The organism is Neobacillus thermocopriae, from assembly GCF_010975035.1.
Classification (GTDB): domain Bacteria; phylum Bacillota; class Bacilli; order Bacillales; family Cytobacillaceae; genus Neobacillus; species Neobacillus thermocopriae.
In genome coordinates this window covers 210,174-226,582 of record NZ_JAAIUV010000001.1, presented here as the reverse complement: position 1 = coordinate 226,582, position 16,409 = coordinate 210,174, and the positions used below count along the sequence as shown (strand labels likewise).

General features: G+C 39.4%; 11 protein-coding genes and 1 riboswitch. Of the genes, 8 read left to right on the top strand and 3 right to left on the bottom strand.

The genetic code is table 11. The features are described from left to right. Nucleotides 1–242 precede the first annotated feature (242 nt). Entirely contained in the window at nt 243–1,664 is a 1,422-nt protein-coding gene (locus tag G4Z05_RS01145) for a trypsin-like peptidase domain-containing protein (protein ID WP_240465282.1), read from the bottom strand. Nucleotides 1,665–1,972: 308 nt separating this feature from the next. On the opposite strand from G4Z05_RS01145, the gene wecB reads away from it, so the two are divergent. The 3 genes from wecB to G4Z05_RS01130 all read left to right on the top strand — a co-directional run bounded on the left by wecB (nt 1,973) and on the right by G4Z05_RS01130 (nt 5,333). After that, nucleotides 1,973–3,115, top strand: coding sequence for a non-hydrolyzing UDP-N-acetylglucosamine 2-epimerase (gene wecB, locus G4Z05_RS01140; protein WP_163250089.1), 1,143 nt, complete (start codon nt 1,973–1,975; stop codon nt 3,113–3,115). A 383-nt stretch (nt 3,116–3,498) separates the two neighbouring features. Continuing rightward, nucleotides 3,499–4,155 (top strand): 5-bromo-4-chloroindolyl phosphate hydrolysis family protein, encoded by a 657-nt coding sequence (locus G4Z05_RS01135; RefSeq protein WP_163250088.1) that lies wholly within the window; start codon nt 3,499–3,501, stop codon nt 4,153–4,155. Further along, the gene (locus tag G4Z05_RS01130; RefSeq protein WP_163250087.1) at nt 4,152–5,333 is read left to right on the top strand and encodes a toxic anion resistance protein; all 1,182 of its coding nucleotides are present in this window, start codon (nt 4,152–4,154) and stop codon (nt 5,331–5,333) included. Before G4Z05_RS01135 ends, G4Z05_RS01130 begins: the two co-directional genes overlap by 4 nt. Nucleotides 5,334–5,433: 100 nt before the next feature. Here G4Z05_RS01130 and G4Z05_RS01125 read toward each other — a convergent pair whose 3' ends face one another. Beyond that, nucleotides 5,434–6,204: a M15 family metallopeptidase gene (locus G4Z05_RS01125; protein ID WP_163250086.1), complete on the bottom strand. Its 771-nt coding sequence runs from the start codon at nt 6,202–6,204 to the stop codon at nt 5,434–5,436. Nucleotides 6,205–6,399: 195 nt separating this feature from the next. Then, a riboswitch (cyclic di-GMP riboswitch) is annotated at nt 6,400–6,487 on the top strand. Nucleotides 6,488–6,536: 49 nt separating this feature from the next. Between G4Z05_RS01125 and G4Z05_RS01120 the strand changes: the two genes are divergently transcribed. Then, complete coding sequence (locus tag G4Z05_RS01120) at nt 6,537–6,710, top strand: hypothetical protein (protein WP_158332806.1); 174 nt, start codon at nt 6,537–6,539, stop codon at nt 6,708–6,710. A gap of 164 nt (nt 6,711–6,874) precedes the next feature. On the opposite strand, the gene G4Z05_RS01115 is transcribed toward G4Z05_RS01120, so the two are convergent. Further along, entirely contained in the window at nt 6,875–7,927 is a 1,053-nt protein-coding gene (locus G4Z05_RS01115; RefSeq protein WP_163250085.1) for a multicopper oxidase domain-containing protein, read from the bottom strand. 906 nt (nt 7,928–8,833) lie between these two features. Between G4Z05_RS01115 and G4Z05_RS01110 the strand changes: the two genes are divergently transcribed. The 4 genes from G4Z05_RS01110 (at nt 8,834) to G4Z05_RS01095 (ending at nt 16,334) form a co-directional block, all read left to right on the top strand. After that, nucleotides 8,834–10,129, top strand: a complete 1,296-nt coding sequence (locus G4Z05_RS01110; RefSeq protein WP_327988352.1) for a UDP-glucose dehydrogenase family protein — start codon at nt 8,834–8,836, stop codon at nt 10,127–10,129. A 459-nt stretch (nt 10,130–10,588) separates the two neighbouring features. Beyond that, entirely contained in the window at nt 10,589–12,775 is a 2,187-nt protein-coding gene (locus G4Z05_RS01105) for a glucosaminidase domain-containing protein (protein WP_163250083.1), read from the top strand. A 723-nt stretch (nt 12,776–13,498) separates the two neighbouring features. Further along, nucleotides 13,499–15,379: an NTP transferase domain-containing protein gene (locus tag G4Z05_RS01100; protein ID WP_163250082.1), complete on the top strand. Its 1,881-nt coding sequence runs from the start codon at nt 13,499–13,501 to the stop codon at nt 15,377–15,379. Beyond that, nucleotides 15,363–16,334, top strand: a complete 972-nt coding sequence (locus tag G4Z05_RS01095; protein WP_163250081.1) for a DMT family transporter — start codon at nt 15,363–15,365, stop codon at nt 16,332–16,334. Before G4Z05_RS01100 ends, G4Z05_RS01095 begins: the two co-directional genes overlap by 17 nt. Nucleotides 16,335–16,409: the final 75 nt, after the last annotated feature.

Sequence of the window (16,409 nt, the reverse complement as noted above, 5' to 3'; positions counted from 1 at the left end):
TTATATATGCATAAATACAGAAAAGTTGCCTATGGGAAAAATTTTAATACTAGGACAACAAAAATACAATTATTTTATTTTGAAAATTTTTGTCAGGTACTGCACGTGGACAGAATGCTTATTTTGTCCGTCTCCGGTGGACAGCTATAACGATGGTAGGATTTCTTGAGAATAAAAAAGGATGCAGTTTTGTCTGCATCCTTTATATTTTCCTATTAGTATGTGGCACCACATCATGTTTTTTAATCGTTACCGTCTTTATTCTGATTTTTTTGGTGTTCTTGTAGGGCTATAAGGATATCTTGGATGTCGACTTTTCCGTCTTTATTAAGGTCGGCACGGTTATCATCGCCTTCACTAGCTGGTTTCGTTTCTTGGGTTGTTGTTTGTGTATCTGTCTTATCTGAAACTTGCATTGGATGAATGGAACTTGTTCCCGCGACGGCTGCTTTTGTCTTATTCGATTTGCCGGCAAAAGTGAACACCAATAGAATCAGAATGAGTAGTCCGGCAACCACGTCCACCATGTAAAAGGTCGTTGAATAGTCGGACCAAAGGATTTTACTTTCACCTATTTTTTTCTCGGAATTACTAATATAATCCTTGACTTCAGAGTGGTTTGGATAAATTCGTTCAACCGCTTCAAATTTTTCTAATGCCTGTTTATAATAACCGCCCCAATATAATTGTAGACCCTCTTGATATAATCGATCGGTATCGCTTTTTGTATTTTTGGCGCCTGCCTGGTTAACAAATTCTTTTACTGTATTGACTGGTACAGCAAAATTAAATCCTTGAACTTCTTGACCGTTCACTGTGTTGCCTCTAAAGGTTAATAAACCAATAATCTCGCCATTTTCATTAATAACAGGCCCACCGCTGTTGCCGTGGGTCGACGCGGCATTTATTTGAAGAACAGGGCTACCTTGCTCTGTTTTTTTCTCCGTGGCGGTTATTTGTCCAGCATTCATCGTAGAGACGAGAGATGAATCAGGGGATAAAAGATTGGAATCTGCAGCCGCAGGATATCCGCTGACCCAGATGTTATCTTGGTTTCCAACCTCATCGGAATCACCGAGAGGAATGGTAGGTAAATTCTTTTCTTCAATTTTTAATACTGCAACATCCTTGCCTTCATTGATAGGGGCCCCGAAACTTTTTATTTCACCATCGAGGATATCGCCGCCGGGTAAAATGACTTTCGTGGCTTTTTCAATTCCCGTCCATTTTGTAAATGCAACCATATAATCGTAGGCAATATGAAAATCAACCTGGAAGTAGTCGGCTATGGTGGAAACCAATTGTTCAAAAGCAAGGTCGGCTATCTCTTGATCTTCCATTTCGGCCAGCTCTGTCACATGGGCATTCGTAACAATATATCCATTTGAACTAATGATTGCTCCTGAACCGGAACCACCTATAAGCGTTTGATAGTTTAATTCATTTAATATAGCTTCAACTTCTGGATTATAATCATTAAACTGCCACCCAACCACGGCGTAATCGATAATCCTAACAACCGCTGGCTTTGTATACTCATTTAACTTCTGTGCCTGAGACACTTTCCCTGTCTCCGGTTTCATGCCAATCAAGATAAAAGAAGTAACAATTACTCCAATGAACAATAAACAAAGGGGTATCGTAAACAGGGCCCTCTTCTTCAATTAATTCACCTCTTACATAAAATTGTAACTGCCTATGCAATATATTCCCAACGACTTCAAAAGGAAGGTTGTCTAGTAAAAATGGGTTTCAGTTACTGTATTTGAGGACAATTTTAAGAGTTTGTCTACGTAGGGTGGACAGTTGAGAAGGGGAAGAAGGATGATGTATCGCTAGGTTAGGGGTGTTGCTTTTTCTGTAAAGGAATATTTGTTATCATGGATATGGTTAAGGTTAAGGGTTTTTTGTCTATTACCCTGGTATTGGTAAATCATTGGTATCATGTTTGTACTATATTTTGGAGGTTCCTATGGAAAATCAATTAAAGGTTATGACTGTGTTCGGGACAAGGCCGGAGGCAATTAAAATGGCTCCGCTTGTAAAGGAATTGGAAAAACACCCTGAACAAATAAAATCCATTGTGACGGTTACTGCTCAGCATCGTCAAATGCTTGATCAAGTACTAAATATTTTTGAAATCAATCCGGATTATGATTTAAATATTATGAAAGAACGTCAGTCATTGGTCGGGGTAACGACTCGTGCCCTTGAGGGACTCGATCGCGTGTTGGCTGAGGAAAAACCGGATATTGTTCTTGTTCACGGTGACACTACCACAACCTTTGTGGCTAGCTTAGCAGCATTTTATCACCAAATCCCGATTGGACATGTGGAGGCAGGCCTTCGAACACATAACAAGTATTCACCATATCCTGAGGAAATGAACCGTCAGCTGACGGGTGTGTTGTCTGACCTGCATTTTGCCCCAACGGTTCAGTCGAAACAAAACTTGCTAGTGGAAAATAAAAAAGAGGAAGGTATTTTTATTACTGGAAATACGGCGATTGATGCACTGAAAACAACCGTCAAAGCCAATTACTCACACCCTGTGTTAAATAAACTCGGCAATGACCGGTTAGTATTAATGACAGCTCACCGTCGAGAAAATACTGGAAAACCAATGGAAAACATGTTTCGTGCCATTCGCCGAGTAGTGGAAAAACATACAGATGTTCAGGTGGTGTATCCTGTTCATATGAATCCGGTAGTTCGGGAAATTGCTAATCGAGTACTTGGGGACAACCCGCGAATCCATCTGATTGAACCATTAGATGTCATTGACTTCCACAACTTTGCTTCAAGGGCATATTTAATTTTGACGGACTCTGGTGGTGTTCAAGAAGAAGCTCCATCACTTGGTGTTCCGGTCCTTGTGTTGCGCGATACGACAGAGCGTCCGGAAGGAATAGCGGCAGGTACTCTGAAGCTCGCAGGTACCGACGAAGAAACGATTTTTGGTTTGGCTGATGAGCTATTATCTAGCAAAGAGGCGCACGACCAAATGGCGAAAGCCTCCAATCCATACGGAGATGGACATGCCTCGGAGCGAATTGTCCAAGCCATCCTTTATCACTTCGGTCGCATTGATGAAAGACCGGCAGACTTCCGATAATGCTTCCTTTGTCCACGTGGGCTGGACAGTCGCATTGTATTTGTTTCCCTCTTGTCTTGTTAGGCAAGAGGTTTTTTTATTTTGAGGGAAGAGAGGATATGAAGTAGTCAGACTCCCGACAGATAGAGGGATTCCCCTTTACTCCCTTTAAATAGGTCTCAAGTCGTAGAATCCTTTCCGTTTGTGGTCCGTGGTGAGAAGGAGATTTTCTGTGTATTGTGGAAATAGTAGGTGGGAGATTTCTTTTTGCCCAGCTGCTTAATTTATAAAGGAAAAGTCCATACTTATTGATGTTACGGCATGTTCGTTTTTAAACAAAATGAAACAATTTGACGGTATTATTCGTATAAATATTAAGGACATTAAGTCAGGAGTCGATGATCATGAATCCTATTCTTTCTTTTTTTATTCGATCGTTTGCTGCTGTGCCTGTCGCGATGTTCACAGGTCTTGTCAGCTTTCTTTTTTTTCATGTCAACTTCCTGCCATCCGTTGGACTAGCTCTCGCTAGCGGGGGTATTACCTATTTGGTTCTTGGGGTGGTCATGACTTCTCTTTTTTTAAAAAAACACCAGTTATCAAGAAAAGAATATCGATATATTAAGAAAAATTTAGCGGAAGCCAAAAAGAAAATCAGCCGCTTAAATAAATCTCTCTTTTCCATTCGCGACCTTTCATCGGTCAAACAGAGAATAGATATTTTAAGGATTGTGAAAAAAATACAAAAAATGGCGCAGAAAGAACCAAAACGTTTCTACCAGGCAGAGCAGTTTTATTTTTCTCATTTGGATTCCGTTGTGGAATTGACGGAAAAATATAGTTTCTTAGCTTCCCAGCCGAAAAAAAGTCTGGAAATCAATCAATCACTCATTGAAACACGACAAACGTTAAATGAATTGACCAAAGTGCTAGAAGAGGACCTTTACCATGTTGTATCAGATGATGTGGATCACTTAAATTTTGAAATTGATGTAGCCAAACATTCGATAAAAAAACAAAAGGAACTGAAATTTCCTGAAGAAAATAGGTGGTTAAAATGACAGAAAACAATCCAATCCTAAACAATCAAAAGGCAAACCTTTTAGATGATATTCTTGCCAATCCGTTCGGTGATCCAGTAGAGCCAACAAAAAGTCCGGCCACTCAGACTGGTGGTGAGGCAAGACCTGTCAAATTAATCGATGTGATTCCGGAAGAACACCGTGCAAAGGCATTACAGTTGGCTGAACAAATTGATCCGACGAATCATCAGGCGATGATCCAATATGGGACACAGGCGCAAACGAAGCTGCTTTCTTTTTCCCACAAAATGCTTGAACATGTCCAGAAAAAGGACGTTGGTGAAATTGGGGAAATCATCAGTGATTTAATGAAACGTTTAAATGAAGTGAATCCGGATGAATTAAAGAGCAGTAAACCATCCTTTTTCGGAAGAATGTTTGGAAGAATCTCCAACTCACTCCAGGAGGTTTTATCCAAATACCAAAAAACCGGAGCACAAATCGATCGGATTACTGTGAAGCTCGAACGAAGCAAAAATGTCTTGTTATCAGATATCAAGCTACTTGAACAGCTTTATGAAACGAATAAAGAGTATTTCCATGCACTCAATGTTTATATTGCAGCTGGAGAAATCAAGCTCGAGGATTTACACGAAAAGATTATTCCACAGCTGAAGAAAGAAGCAGAAGCTTCCAATGACCAGATGAAATTCCAAGAAGTGAATGACATGATCCAGTTTGCTGACCGTCTGGAGAAGCGCCTTCACGATTTAAAACTGAGCCGAGAAATCACGATTCAAAGTGCGCCACAAATTCGTCTCATTCAAAATACGAATCAGGCGCTAGTGGAAAAAATTCAGTCATCCATTGTGACGGCCATTCCATTGTGGAAAAACCAAGTGGCGATTGCGTTGACATTAATCCGCCAGCGTCATGCAGTGGAAGCGCAAAAACAGGTCTCTAAAACAACCAATGAGTTGCTGCTAAAAAATGCCGAAATGCTGAAAACTAACACGATTGAAACCGCAAAAGAAAACGAGCGCGGTCTTGTTGATATTGAAACGCTCAAGAAAACGCAAGAAAACCTAATCTCTACCTTGGAGGAAACACTGCGTATCCAAGAAGAAGGTCGTCACAAACGCCAGATTGCTGAACAAGAATTGGCAAACATGGAAAACGATCTCCGTCTTAAATTACTTGAAATCAAAGGGGAATAATGAGCAAATCTTTGTCCAGGAGAATGGCAAACACGTAAAAAACGCATGGGAATTCATGTTGAAATTCCATGCGTTTTTTAGTTCCATGTATCTTTTAATGTTAATTATTTACGAGAAGGGTGTTGTAGTATTCTTCGAGCGTGCTACCTGATTCCATAATTTCTTTGGCGATAGTTTTTCCGACGTAGCGGAGGTGCCATGGTTCGTATTTGTAGCCAGTAATCGATTCTTTTCCTTTTGGGTAGCGAATAATGAATCCGAATTTGGCGGCATTTGCTTCGAGCCATTTGGCTTCTTTTGTTCCGCTGAAGCAATCCTTTACCGCACATGTCGCATCTAAGCCGGATACGTCAATGGCCAAACCGGTTTCATGCTCGCTCATTCGTGGTAAAGCGCTATAGGTTCGTGCGGCTTCATATCCATCTTGTTTGACATAATACTGAAACAATGCGGATTGATCAGCATAGGAGCGATAGGCTGATACCCCTTGAAGGATCACGCCTTGCCGCTTGGCTTCATCGAATAGTTTTTCAATGGCAGCGGCCGCCTCGGCACGCATTTTTCTATTCGATGATTTTTTATCAAATAGAAACGGGATATCCGGTTCTACTAAATCATCTGGCCTATAACTTTCCGGTAATTTATGTTGTTTATTCACTAAAACAGGGATATTTTCTGGATCATCAATGACTAGGATCTCCTCCTCATTTCTTGTTGAGAGATTGATCCCTTGTCCTCCCGCTGAACCGGAGGATTGACTCTGTATATTTTCTTTTTCAGAGCTAAAAAGAATTTTCCCAATACCAATTGAAAAGGAAAATAGTAGTAAGACAAAGAATAAAAATAAAATAATGGATCTCTTTTTAACCATACCAAACTTCCTTCTAAAAAAATGTAATTCTATATGATTAGTTTGGTCAGGTTAAGGAAAGTTAAAACATGGTTAAATAGATTTTGTTTTCAACTGTGATAAGGCATCAAAAAATGAACAAAACCGCCCAGTCTGAACTTGAAAGAGCTTTATCTTTTTAGAATAGCCTGATAAAATTATGGTCAACACATAAATCGTACGAAACGGCAAAACCATTGAAAAATGGTGACGCAAAACTATAGGGGCTAATGTTTTTCAAAAACGAAGCCAGCCAGTTACCGAACACGATACTCCTGCGATTTATGTCTATCATTTAATGGGAGGTTTTACATGTGTTAAGAATGTTTTTAATGGGGAAGTATTATTATCATGTGTTCCAGCATCGTCACAATGAGCTTCTACAGAAGGATTGTCTTTGTGAGGAACTGAGAGTGAAGTTAAAGATTAAATCGATCTATCATATTAGTAAAGCCATTGAGCTTGGAGCTAGATTGCAATTTTCATAAAAGGGACCAAGAATCATAGTTGATTTTAACAATATAAAAGAAAATCGCGTCGGTGAATTTTTTCCCGGCGCTTATTTATTGATTGAGTAAGTTTAGCTATATTCAATTATTTAGTGGTCACTATTAAGGCATGAAGTGTAGGATACTAGGGCTTTTTGATTTAATTAATGGGACATTGTTGTGCTGCCGTCGTCCTTTCCATCCCTTGTGACCTTGATCATTCCAACGGCGCCTTTATTGGCATGATTGAATTGATGTGTCACAATCGGATAGCTTCCTTCTTTCGTTACGGTGAATTCGACGACCGCTCCACCACTTGCTGGTAGCATCACGGTTTGCAATCCTTCCATATGGTTAACTGGGTTTCCATCAACATAGACATGATCGAACACGGTTCCGACGACATGGAAGCTTGATACTTCATTCGGACCAACATTGTTCACATACAATCGGATCCGGTCTCCAACTTTCGCAAGTAGCGGCTGGTCGACTAAAGAACCAACTGTGCCGTTCGTATTGAGATCTCCGTTTTTTAGTGCCTTTGTGGAAAAGACAACATACTTAGGAACCCCGTTTGTAAAATCCTCTAAATCATTGTATTTATACCACTCATTTTGAATAATCACATATTCACGGTCAATTTCGTTATCAGTCGGATATCCATTCTTTGGTTTCACAATAATTGTTCCGTGCATCCCGTTAGCAATATGAGATAACACTGGCTTTGTTCCGCAATGATACATAAACACACCAGGTTTATTTGCTGGATATTTAAAGGTGCCTTCTTCATTTGGTTTTACGTCCGTAAAATCAACAGACGGAGCGGCGTGGACGGCATGGAAGTCCATGCTATGTGGAATGACCGGATCCATATTTTTCAGCTTAAAATTTATCGTATCTCCTTCATTCACGACAACAACAGGACCGGGAGCTTCTCCATTAAACGTCCAGGCTTTATACCAATCTCCTTTCGAAATTTCAATATCTGTTATTTGTGCAGTCATTTCGATATTCACTTCATTTGCTCCCACTCGTTCTATTTTCAATGGTGTCGGTTCTTGGTTTAAGTTTTTATGGGGCTCGAAAACCTGAACGTCTGCCTTTTTCGTTGTTTTCGCTTGAACCTTTTCTTTAACGGAAAGATCTGTTTTACTACATGCACCTAACACCATCACAGAAGAAACGACAACTGCCGCCATTTTTGCAATTTTCCCCATTTCAATATCCCTCCAACTAATTGATTATACTTTCATTGTATTTTCTGTAAAAATTGCACCTGTGACCTCAATCACTTAAAATAAGAGACTCATTGAACATTTTGTGAAATATTGAGCAAACTCCTATTTTTATTGTAAGTATGGTGATAAAATGAATATTTTGTAGATAAAAAGGAAGTTTCGATAATGAAAAAGGGATACAAGAGAAGGATTGATAGGCAATGATAAGAAATAGTGGAGGAAATGTGGAAAAATCAAATTTTTATGTGGATAAATTAGTGGTTAATGTGAATAAAAAGGAATGGTTTGTTAATAATTTAATTACTTCACACTGATAATGTGGATAATTTTGTGGATATTAAGTGTAAAATGTTGATAACTATGCCATATTTGTGGAAAAGTACTGTGGATTTTTACTTCTATAAAATTGTGGAAAAAAAAATCTTTGAATAACTCAATGTTTTATTTTATAAAAAGGTATTTTTTCGTCCTCAAGAATGGTCTAGCTCCAGTGTCCTAGCGGCGAGACGCCTTCGGTCTTCTCCCTATGATAAATCAACATCGAATTGCTTTCGCTCCTCGTGTTTCCTTTATCTCAGTTGGAGAGCACCACAAGAAAGGCTCCTTTAGCATACACATCGCACGACCGAAAGCGATAGCTTTTGGGAGGAGGCTATACGCTGCTAAGCAGGGCGCTTCCGCTTTTCGGGTACCCGCCTATTTTTCGCCTACTTTTGCTTGGAAAACCTTCCTTCTTTTTGATTGGTGAATAAGTTGGTACTAGTTCGTAGATGAAAATCATTCAAATGGATGGCGGTTGATATAAGCATTTGACCTTCTATTCGCTTTTCATCCGCATATAGTCCGATGATTTTGTTGCCACTAGTTCACCAAGGGGGATCCGTTGTGAAAATCTTAGTAATCGGCACAGGGTATGTCGGAACGACTACTAGTCTCATTTTTTGTGAAAAAGGTCATCAGGTAACTGGACTCGACTTAGATGACCGTAAAATTCAAGCGCTCACATCAGGAAAACTGCATTTTTATGAACCAGGTCTTGAAGAACTGCTTACCAAGCATATTACAAATAAAAATATTTCTTTTACGACCGATACGGAAACGGCGATAAAAGAAAATGATGTTATTTTTATTTGTGTGGGAACGCCAATGGGCAAGGAGGGAAGTGCCGACCTTACCTTTGTAAAAAATGTGGCTGAATCGATCGGCCGTTATATGAATCGTTACAAAGTGGTCGTCACGAAAAGTACGGTGCCTGTCGGGACGGCGGAAAAAGTGACAAATTGGATTATTAAGAATCAACCTACACCCATATCATTTGATGTGGTTTCAAATCCCGAGTTTCTTCGCGAAGGTTCCGCGCTTTATGATGCTCTTTACCCGGATCGGATTGTTATTGGTACCACAAGTGAAAAAGCCAGAACGATTATGGAAGAATTATATAAAGATTTCCAATGTCCAGTTGTACAAACCAATCCGAAGGCATCTGAAATGATCAAGTACGCGGCCAATTCCTTTCTAGCAATGAAAATTTCTTATATAAATGAGCTGGCTCGTCTTTGTGATAGGCTTGGGATTAATGTGAATGATGTGTCCAAGGGAATCGGCCTAGACCATCGAATCGGTCCACTCTTTTTACGCGCTGGAATGGGCTATGGTGGTTCCTGTTTTCCAAAGGATGTGAATGCCCTGTTACAAACGGCAAAGGAAAACGGGCAACTATTATCCATTCTCGACAGTGTGGTAAAGGTAAATGCCAGTCAGCCGCTTTATTTTATGGAGAAAATCCAACAAGCATTAGGGGGGGATTTGCAAGGGAAAACGATCGCTGTCCTCGGACTTTCCTTCAAAGCCAACACCGACGACACAAGAGAGTCTCCAAGTCTTATTATCATTGAAAATTTATTAGGTGACCAAGTAACGGTTCGGGCTCATGATCCAGTGGTCCATTTAGACAACAGCCCTCTTTCGGAAGTTGTACAACAATTTGAGACAGTGGCAGAAACCGTGTCAGGCACCGATGCAGTCATTCTTTGCACCGACTGGGAAGACTACAAGTCACTCAATTGGGGAGAACTCAAGCCGTTAATGAAGCAGCCTTACATTTTTGACGGGCGGAATATGCTAGATAAAAGGGAAGTGGAGAGTTTAGGCTTTCATTATATAGGGATTGCAAACCATTGATAGTCTCTGAACAAATTCGACATGACACGCAAGAAGTGTTTTTTGGGAATGTAGTAAGTTAGGATTCTTTGTATCAATGAAAAATTATTCGCCACAAAACCGGGGGATGGATGCATATCAATAGTAGAATGAGAAGCTGCTAGGGGGAGGACTCCCTGCAGTTTTTTTACATAGGCGCATCGCTAGTATATGCATTGCCAAATCGAATCAGCTAATTCAGAAATTACATGGATTAAGTAAATAGAACTATCAAAAAGGCGGACAGAATAACTTTGTTCGTCTTTTATTTCTGAAAAAATCCAACTTTATTATTGAAAAATTTCTAATACATGAGAGAATAAAAGAGTCTATATGATAAATTTACCAAATTATAAAGAAGATGGTGATGCTTTTTACGGATGGATTTTAGTCAAATGATGAAACAATAGTAGATTGATAGAGATTAGTGGGGGGAAAGTATTGAAGAAAAAAAGATTGGCTGCATTTGCATTGGCGACAATGTTGTTATCATCAACAACAATCAGTGCCCAAGCGTCAGGCACTTATTCATGGAAATACCAGGGAAAAAAATGGTATTATTTGAATTCCTCAGGTGAACCAGTAACTGGTTGGGTCTATTATAACACGAAATGGTATTATTTAGGAAAAAATGGTGTCATGCAGACAGGCTGGCTTAAAGACGGCAACACTAAGTATTATTTGGATTCAAGCGGTGCGATGATAACGGGTTGGAAGTATATAGGAAAGAAATGGTACTACTTTAATGGAAGTGGTGCCATGCAAACGGGTTGGATCTATGATAAAGGCAAGTGGTATTTCCTAGATTCAAGTGGTGTGATGAAAACCGGCTGGCTTAAAGACCGTAGTATTTGGTATTATTTGGATTCAAGCGGTGCGATGATAACGGGTTGGAGATATATAGGAAAGAAATGGTACTATTTTAACGGTAGCGGTGCGATGAAAACTGGCTGGGTCTATGATAAAGGTAAATGGTATTACTTAGATTCAAGCGGTGCCATGAGAACTGGGTGGGTGTATGATAAAAGCCACTGGTACTATTTGGAGAAAAGTGGTGCGATGAAAACCGGCTGGCTAGAGGAAAAGAAAGTAAAGTATTATTTGCTTCCAAGTGGTGAAATGGTCACCGGTCAAAAGATGATTGATGGCAAGCCGTATACTTTCTCTGCATCCGGTGCTAAGACAACGACCCCTAAAGGTTGGTTCCAAGATGGAGATAAGATTGCCTATATTAATGCAGATGGTTCCATGCATAAAGGTTGGCTCATTAAGGACAATAAGAAGTATTATTTCGGTTCCGATGGTTTAATGCGGAAAGGCTGGCTGACCATTGGTGGAAACAAGTACTATCTTGGAGAGGATGGAGCGGCTTTTACTGGCTGGAAGCTCATCCAAAACAAATGGTATTACTTTTATGGAGATGGATTGATGGCCACTGGCTGGTTGTATTACAACAAGAAGTGGTATTTCCTAAATTCTAATGGTGTCAAGCAAACCGGCTGGTTAAAAGATAAAAATGACTGGTATTATTTAAACAGCAACGGTGAGATGGTGACTGGCTGGTTAAAGTTGGGGGAAGATTGGTATTATTTAACCTCTAGTGGAAAAAGGGTGACAGGTGAACAAGTCATTGACGGAAAAAAATATTACTTTTTCCCTAATGGAGTATTAAATACTGGCCTAATCGTGAAAACAACCAACTATTCCATTTCTCTAAAACAAATGGTTGATATCCAAATGAAATATTCCCCGCAAACGGATAAATACAGGAACCAAAATGGTTTCGTCAATAAAAAGGAAATTCAATTAGACCCAAACCATCCGGGGATAGGCAAGATGACAACAAAAAATGGAATCAATATTCTAGAAAGCCCCAATTTATCAGCACATGTATATGGTTTTATGAACAAATATTATAAAGACAGCAATGGGGAATTAAAGGAACAGCTAGTTCAAATCGTCTCAGAATCAGGCGATTTTTATGAAATCAAATATCCGGTAACTTGGCGAAATGCTAAAGCAGAGGATGTTCAATTTTATGCCAATCCGAACAACTTTAAGTCATCAAGTACGGAATATTACCAATACCTAGTTTTATCTGGAAGCGCCGGTACAGATGCAAAAGAATTAAATGCTAAAGTTCTTAAGGGTAAAGGGACTCTTCATGATCAGGCAGAGGCGTTCATCCAGGCAAGTAAAGATTTTAATATTAATGAAATTTATCTTATTAATCATGCCTTTCTTGAAACAGGTAAAGGTACATCGAAGCTGGCCCAAGGAATTGTTGTGAATGGGAAAAAGGTTTATAATATGTACGGCATTGGAGCCAAAGATTCTTGTCCAGATGAATGTGGAGCTCAATATGCTTATGAACAGGGCTGGGATACACCGGCAAAGGCGATCTATGGAGGAGCTAAGTACATAGCTAAACAATACATAAATAATCCGAATAGAAAGCAAGACACTCTATACAAAATGCGCTGGGATCCTGAAGCAGGCCTTAACAGTCATCATCAATATGCCACCGATATTCAATGGGCAGTAAAACAAGCAAAAAATATTAAACAAATATACGATACCATTGAATCTCGTAGTAATTTGCATTTTGATGTTCCGATATTAAAATAATAGATTTATAGAAAGACTGTGCTTGATGCACAGTCTTTTTTTATACCTGTGTTTACGCTTTTCTAATTTGTGAATGGTTTTTCTACTTTTGAAAGACATCTTCGTTATGCCCTGAGTAAGGGTAGATTTATTGTGATTGATTGACATTTTCTCCTTGCCCTCGCCCAATTTGTCCTTCATTATTCATAAGTTGGACACCGAACAGCAACAATAAAATGATAACGATCCTTATTATTTGTTTAATCTTTCTATCAGGCGATTGAATCTAATTGATAGGTTTGAATCTTTGTGTTTCCAGGAGACCACCAGAAGGCAAGCTTTGAAAGCATCGCACGACCGAAAGCGATAGCTTTTGGGAGGAGGATATACGCCGCTGGGCAGGGCGCTTTCGCTTTTCTGGTTAGATGAGAAAATATCTTTTTGACTTTGAGAATTGTCTAGCTCCAGCCTCCTAGCGACGAGACGCCTTCGGTCTCCGCCCTACGATAAGTCAACATCGAATCGCTAACGCTCTTCGTGTTTCCTATATCTCAGTTGGAGGCCACCACAAGGAAGGCTTCAGCAGCTAAGCATCGCACGACCGAAAGCGATAGCTTTTGGGAGGAAGCCATACGCCACTGATCAGGGGACTTTCGCTTTTCTAATAATTTTTATTTACATGGGTTTTGGGGTGGGGTACAATGATGATATGTTCAATTTTTGAATATATCGGAGGAATTGTGCATGGAACAGCACTTGTTTCAATTATTAGAGGCGATTAACAAAAATGCCAAATTAAATCAAAAAAAAATGGCTGAATTGTGTGGGATTTCCATTGGAAAGGTCAATTATTTAATTAATGATTTAATGGAAGACGGCTACCTTTTCAATGAAAAAAGTGGCCGAAATATGAGATATTTTTTAACCGAAAAAGGTATTGAATTTCTGCAAAAGGGTATTGAAGAATTTCACCAAAAAAAGGTTAATATCCACCAGGAACAACTAACTGAAATTAAACAAGCGGTTATTTTGGCTGCAGGCCAGAGAAAAGATTTTAGCAAACCGGCTGGTTTAATGACATTTGATGGAATTCCGTTACTAAAACGAAACATTGAAATCCTTCAGGAAAATGGAATTCATCATATTGTCATCGTAACGGGCTATAAGAAAGAAGCGTTTCGCGAAATACCAGAATTCAATCAGTTTCAATTTGTTCATAATCCGAAATATAAATGGACCGGATCGATGGCGTCATTGGCACTTGCCCATGAGTATATTTCAGAGGATTTCCTCTTGATTGAGGATGATATTTTAATTGAGGAACGTGCAATCAAGGAGCTCTTGTCTTATCCGCAGCGCGATACCATTCTAATTACGAATGAAAGCGGTTCAGGTGATGAAGCGTTCGTGGAAATCCGAAACGGATATGTATACAAAGTTTCGAAGGACATCCATCAATTTAACCATGTTGATGGAGAAATGGTAGGGATCAGCAAATTATCCTATGAAGTGTTTTCGAAAATGGTTACGGAGTTTAAAGAATACAATAAAAATCCGTATATGAATTATGAATACATGCTCCTAGATGTAGCAAGACATTACAATATTGGTTATTTAAAAATGCACAACCTTGTTTGGGGAGAAATAGATAGCCAGCAAGATTATGAAGTAATTACCAATAAAACTTATCAGATTTTAAAACGGAAGGAAGCAGAGTATCGCGAAAATCAAATTAAAGGCTATTTAATTGAAGCGCTTGATGTTAATTATGAAGACATCAAGGAAATTCAACCATTTGGTGGAATGACCAATAAGAACTTTAAAGTAACCATCCAAAACAAAGAATATGTCTTAAGAATTCCAGGAAATGGTACGGAGAAGATGATTAACCGTAAAGAGGAGAAAATCAACTCAGCCATCGCAAGCGAATTAGGTATTGATACCGACCTCATCTATTTTAATGAAGAAACAGGTGTTAAAATTTCTGAGCTTATTCCAAATGCAGAAACATTAAATCCAAAAACGGCCAAACGCCAAGATTACATGATGCTGACTACTGCGGTATTAAGAAAACTGCACCATTCTGGGGCACAAATGGCTAATGAGTTCAATGTCTTTGAAAAAATCACGGAGTATGAGGAGCTAATGAAGGCTGCGGGGGGAACGCCTTATCCACACTTTGATGAAGTAAGAGCCCAAGTCATGGCCTTAAAGGAAATCTATCAAAGGATGAAGATCGAGTTGGCACCTTGTCACAATGACTTAGTTCCCGAGAATTTCGTGAAAAGCGGTCAGGACAAAATGTACTTGATTGACTGGGAATATGCTGGAATGAATGACCCGATGTGGGATGTAGCCGCTCATTCGCTCGAATGTGATTTCACTCAAGAGGATGAGGAGCTGTTTTTATCGCTATATTTGCAAACAGATGATATCCCTCTCGAAATCCAACAAAGGGTGATAATGAATAAAATTTTCCAAGACTTTCTTTGGAGCATTTGGACCATTATTAAAGAAGCAAAAGGCGACGACTTCGGTACCTATGGAATAGACCGCTTTAACCGAGCAAGAAAGAATGTCAATCATGAATGGATAAGGGGAATGATGTATGAAATCAAAAAATAAAGGGTTGTTTTATGGTTTATTTTCTGGATTTACTTGGGCGCTTGACACGGTTTTAATAGGAATGGTGTTATCTCGTGCCTTATTTATGTCAACGGAACAGGTCATTTTTCTTGCTCCGTTAGTCAGTACTTTCCTACACGATATGCTTTCAAGCTTTTGGATGATGATTTATTTGGCGATTCGTGGAGAGCTTAAAGTCCCTTTTCAAAAATTATTTACTAGAAGTGGACGTTGGGTCATGTTGGGCGGTCTATTAGGTGGGCCAATCGGCATGACGGGGTATGTCCTTGCGGTAAAATATTTGGGGGCTTCCCTCTCAGCTTCCATTTCTGCCGTTTATCCAGCGGTAGGAGCCTTTTTCGCTTTCATTCTATTAAAAGATCGCTTAACGATAAAAAACTGGATTGGATTATTCATAAGCATATTATTTATTTTCTTATTAGGATTTGCAGGTGGAGAGACGTCTCCAAATGTTGTTCTAGGTTTCACATTTATTTTACTGGCGATCTTCGGCTGGGGAATGGAGTGTGTTATTTTAGCCTATGGTATGAAGGATGATGAAATTTCACCTGAACAGGCATTGCAGATTCGCCAGCTTGTTTCTGCTGTTACGTATGCGGTGATAATTATGCCAATTTTCAAAGGGTATCCACTAGTGGGAACGGTGCTTCAAAGCAGTGAAATCTTCTTAATTGCTGTGATTGCCCTTTCAGGAACGGCTTCCTATGTATATTACTATAAAGCGATTAATACACTCGGGCCGACTCGGGCGATGGCTTTAAATATTTCTTATTCTGCCTGGGCTATTTTGTTAAGCTTTCTCATTCTTGGCACAGATATTACTGTTAAGCTAGTATTTTATAGCATTATGATTTTAGCTGGTTCCATTATAACCGTAGCAACTCCGGAAGAATTAAAGTGGATGAATATATTTGGCCGAAGGAAAACGGCATAAAGCTTTACATTATTCTAGGATTTTGTCAAGAAAGTCATTTTTCTTCCGCCAATGGAAAGCCGTGCTGAAAGAATG

Coding starts and splice junctions, on each gene's coding strand:
- G4Z05_RS01130 (WP_163250087.1), top strand. CDS start 4,152: ATGACAGAAAACAATCCAATCCTAAACAATCAAAAGGCAAACCTTTTA.
- G4Z05_RS01100 (WP_163250082.1), top strand. CDS start 13,499: ATGGAACAGCACTTGTTTCAATTATTAGAGGCGATTAACAAAAATGCC.
- G4Z05_RS01095 (WP_163250081.1), top strand. CDS start 15,363: ATGAAATCAAAAAATAAAGGGTTGTTTTATGGTTTATTTTCTGGATTT.
- wecB (WP_163250089.1), top strand. CDS start 1,973: ATGGAAAATCAATTAAAGGTTATGACTGTGTTCGGGACAAGGCCGGAG.
- G4Z05_RS01125 (WP_163250086.1), bottom strand. CDS start 6,204: ATGGTTAAAAAGAGATCCATTATTTTATTTTTATTCTTTGTCTTACTA.
- G4Z05_RS01115 (WP_163250085.1), bottom strand. CDS start 7,927: ATGGGGAAAATTGCAAAAATGGCGGCAGTTGTCGTTTCTTCTGTGATG.
- G4Z05_RS01135 (WP_163250088.1), top strand. CDS start 3,499: ATGAATCCTATTCTTTCTTTTTTTATTCGATCGTTTGCTGCTGTGCCT.